Raw genomic sequence first — 320 nt, forward strand, 5'->3', positions numbered from 1 at the left:
GGCGACCGTCCGGGTGGCTTCCGTGGCGGTGACCGCGAAGGCGGCTTCCGTGGCGGCGACCGTCGTGAGGGCGGCGACCGTCCAGGCGGCTACCGGGGTGGTGACCGCGAAGGCGGTTTCCGCGGTGGCGACCGTCGTGAGGGTGGCGACCGTCCGGGTGGCTTCCGTGGCGGTGACCGCGAAGGCGGCCTCCGTGGCGGCGACCGTCGTGAGGGCGGCGACCGTCCGGGTGGCTTCCGTGGTGGTGACCGCGAGGGTGGTTTCCGTGGTGGGGACCGTCGTGAGGGTGGTTTCCGTTCGGGTCCGCCGCGTGAGGGCGG

The 320-nt window shown here is 74.7% G+C and carries 1 protein-coding gene; it reads right to left on the bottom strand.

The genetic code is table 11. The features are described from left to right. Positions 1-320: hypothetical protein (locus ACLQ20_RS31360; protein WP_425858384.1), on the bottom strand; the 320-nt coding region annotated here is incomplete at both ends.

The sequence above is a fragment of the Micromonospora sp. DT46 genome, assembly GCF_049841735.1.
Classification (GTDB): Bacteria; Actinomycetota; Actinomycetes; order Mycobacteriales; family Micromonosporaceae; genus Micromonospora; species Micromonospora reichwaldensis.